The organism is Corynebacterium sp. c3Ub_189 (assembly GCF_039907195.1).
Lineage (GTDB): Bacteria > Actinomycetota > Actinomycetes > Mycobacteriales > Mycobacteriaceae > Corynebacterium.
This window is the reverse complement of sequence record NZ_JASBOF010000040.1, coordinates 1-3,045: the sequence shown is the minus strand read 5'-3', so window position 1 is coordinate 3,045 and position 3,045 is coordinate 1. Positions and strand designations below refer to the sequence as shown.

At 56.9% G+C, this 3,045-nt stretch carries 4 protein-coding genes and 1 tRNA gene; 1 reads left to right on the top strand and 4 read right to left on the bottom strand.

Annotated features, from left to right (window positions below):
• The 4 genes from QKD99_RS11385 to QKD99_RS11370 all read right to left on the bottom strand — a co-directional run bounded on the left by QKD99_RS11385 (nucleotide 1) and on the right by QKD99_RS11370 (nucleotide 2,211).
• Nucleotides 1-77 (bottom strand) — tRNA-Leu (locus tag QKD99_RS11385).
• Nucleotides 78-117: 40 nt separating this feature from the next.
• Nucleotides 118-1,083: a Ppx/GppA phosphatase family protein gene (locus tag QKD99_RS11380; RefSeq protein ID WP_284816121.1), complete on the bottom strand. Its 966-nt coding sequence runs from the start codon at nucleotides 1,081-1,083 to the stop codon at nucleotides 118-120.
• Between the two features lie 10 nt (nucleotides 1,084-1,093).
• A complete protein-coding gene (locus QKD99_RS11375; RefSeq protein WP_284766909.1) occupies nucleotides 1,094-1,642 on the bottom strand; it encodes a DUF501 domain-containing protein in 549 nt (182 codons plus the stop codon).
• A gap of 8 nt (nucleotides 1,643-1,650) precedes the next feature.
• Nucleotides 1,651-2,211, bottom strand: a complete 561-nt coding sequence (locus QKD99_RS11370; protein WP_150850942.1) for a septum formation initiator family protein — start codon at nucleotides 2,209-2,211, stop codon at nucleotides 1,651-1,653.
• Nucleotides 2,212-2,309: 98 nt separating this feature from the next.
• On the opposite strand from QKD99_RS11370, the gene QKD99_RS11365 reads away from it, so the two are divergent.
• Nucleotides 2,310-2,840 (top strand): ribonuclease, encoded by a 531-nt coding sequence (locus tag QKD99_RS11365; protein ID WP_284767619.1) that lies wholly within the window; start codon nucleotides 2,310-2,312, stop codon nucleotides 2,838-2,840.
• The last annotated feature ends 205 nt before the right edge of the window (nucleotides 2,841-3,045 follow it).

Sequence of the window (3,045 nt, the reverse complement as noted above, 5' to 3'; positions counted from 1 at the left end):
TGGTGCCCCCAGTGGGACTCGAACCCACACTGAATCGATTTTAAGTCGACTGCCTCTGCCGATTGGGCTATGGGGGCAAGGGCAAGGAATATTTTAGGCCACCTCACCCTGCGAGAGTTAACGAGGGGTACCCTCCGCAGCCAGACCAGCGATAATACCGTCGAGAATGTCCTTTTCACTGATGAAAAAGCTGCGCGCATCGCAATTTCGCTCGATAAGCTGCATGATGCCTTCGACGGCTACCGCCCCACCGCCAATGACGTCGGCACGGCCGGGGTGAATGACGGGGTTGAGGGCGCGGACGTCGGAAGGCAGGCTAATAAGCTGCTGCAAAAGCACGCGCAGGGCATCGAAGCGGAGTTCAGACCCGTGAATGGCATCGGCGTCGTAGCGCTCAAGGCCCTGAGCCAATGCAGAAAGAGTGGTGAAAGTGCCTGCGCAGCCGACGATGGTACGGGCCTTAGAAATAGGTACTATCTTCTCCACTTCTGCCGTGCGCTCGCCGACGTACTCGGAAGCGATCTCAATCTCCGACTCGGTAGGCGGATCTGTTCGCATAATGCGCTCGGTTAGCCTGACGCACCCCATGCGAGCCGAGTGGGTGCCCAAGATATCGCCATCGGCCGTGCCTACGACGAACTCGGTCGAACCGCCGCCCAGATCGATGACACAGAATGGCCCGCGGTCTGGCTCCACATCGGCCACGGCACCATTAAAGGACAACAGAGCCTCTTCCTCGCCCGAGACGACCTCGGCCTGTGCGCCAGGCTGAATTTGGCTGAGCAACTCAGCGGTCATGTCGAAGAATTCCTGTTGATTCTTGGCATCGCGAGTAGCGGAGGTAGCGACCATCCGCACGCGGGTGACCTTCTCAAACTTCATCTGGCGTACGTAGCCTTCCAAGGCCACGCGGGCGCGGTCTAGGGCCGCAGGGGCGATTTCGCCAGTGGCATCGACTCCTTCTCCCAGGCGGATGATTTCCATGGTGCGGGTAATATCGCGAACTTTGCCGTCATCCTGAATTTCAGAGATGAGCAAGCGAATCGAATTGGTACCGCAATCAATCGCAGCAACGCGAGTCATAGCAGCCCTCCTATTCCGCATTAGAGAAATCGAATTGGGCCAGGTCAATCCCCAGTTCCTCTACGCTGGGCCAATCTTGCGGGATGGCAGAGCCTCGAAGCTTGCCGTGGTCAGCGGCCATGGCCACTGCTTCAGTTCCCAATCGGAAATGCTGTGGGCCTTCAGCAAGCGCGTACGCGATGAGCACATGCAGGCACTTGACTCGATCGGGCATGCCACCACCGGAGAAATCGGTGCCAAGGTCTTCAATATCATTGCGCTTGGCCAAGAAATATTCGTGGGCGCGCTGATAGTCGGCAGCCAATTCCTCGTCCTCACCCAAGCGGGCTTCCATCCACTTCATCACGTGGGCGACCTCCAAGCGTGAAGCTTCGGCCGTAAGCCGTGGGTCGGTGAGGTAGTAGAGGGTGGGGAATGGGGTGCCGTCGGCAAGCTTGGGCGCCGTCTTAATTACCGCGGGCTGCCCATCCGGCGTGCGATAAGAAACCTCGAGGACCCCGCGCGGGGTACGGCCCAATTGCTCAGTTACTACAGCGATATCTGCATCAGTGACGGTCATGCGGACAATTATCGCACATCCGGGTTTTCTTCCGGCGCCGGCTCGATCGGAAGATGATTTACCTGCTCGGATGGAGCTTCCTCCTCAGGGGGCTCGGCTACGGAATCCCACAAAACTTCGTACCATTCGCGGGAATCTTCTTCCTTCTGACCATCTGTAGTGAGCTGGTCATCCGGCTTAATCTGCGGGTCAATGATGCGGTAGGCGGTCTCGCCCTCATCGACGACCCCGAATCGGCGCCGCGCCTCCTGCTTGATGTACTCATCGGACTTATATCTATCAATCTTCTCCAGCAAAGCAGCCTTCTCATCCTGCTTGGCGGCGATTGACTCATTGAGGCGGGCAATTTCGGACCGGCCATGGTAGTAATTGCGCAGCGGAATAGCGATGGCAAACAAAACCACAAGCACGATGGCAACGATCACGCCCACTCCGGCAATACTCATCCGGTCCGGCTTCTGTTTCTGCTTCAGTTGTGCACGCTGAGCTTTGCGGATATCCGCAGCACGCGAGGCCACCGGAACCCTAGTGCGGCTCCGGTTTCGCTGCGTCTTCTTTTCGCGTGCCATAGGTCTTTAATCCTAGCGTCGTCACTCCTGTAACAGGGACGTGGCACGCGCAATTTGGATACACTAAAAGAAATTCTCCCTCCCAGGAAGGAAGTTTCATGTCCCTCAAGCGCATCCTCCCCGTTCTCACCGCAACCCTATTCCTCGCCAGCTGCAGCCCCTCCGCCCAAGACGGCGAATATCCCGTCTACGGTGATGGCTACGACCTGAACACCACCGACGGCATGACCGAGTACCTCAAGGAGTATAAGACCCTGCCGGACGATTACATCAACCATGATGCTGACGAGCTCGAGGGAGACGATCAGCCCGAGACCTTTGAAACCAACGCGGACTCCGTCAAGAAGGCCGGCGAAGCTACCTGCGAAAATGATGAATTGCTCGACATCTCAAAGGAGTATTTCCGAGGCAACACCGACAAATTTGGGGAAGCTGTTATGTCATCAGTCAGCGGCTCTGATGGTAAATACAGTGATGTTTTTGAAGCACTGAACATCCCCGATGACGCACCAGACAATGACAAGATCATGGCTGCAGCGATGTCCCCACTCGGTGCCGTGATGTCTTGCGGCGATGAATTCAGCGATGAGGAACTGGAAGAGGTCGCTGAGGCCATCCATTCCAGCTAGAACCTCGAATCATATTCCCCACTTAAGGAATAGCTATGCCCCTCAAGCGTCTCCTCCTTCTAGCCGCCGTAGGCACCCTACTTACCGGGTGCAGCTCGACCGACCACAAAGAAGAAGCCACCAGCGAAGCGGAATCCCCCACTAGCGAAATCCCTACCAGCAGCGAAACCCCCAGCACCACAAGCAGAAAACACGACCTCAATAC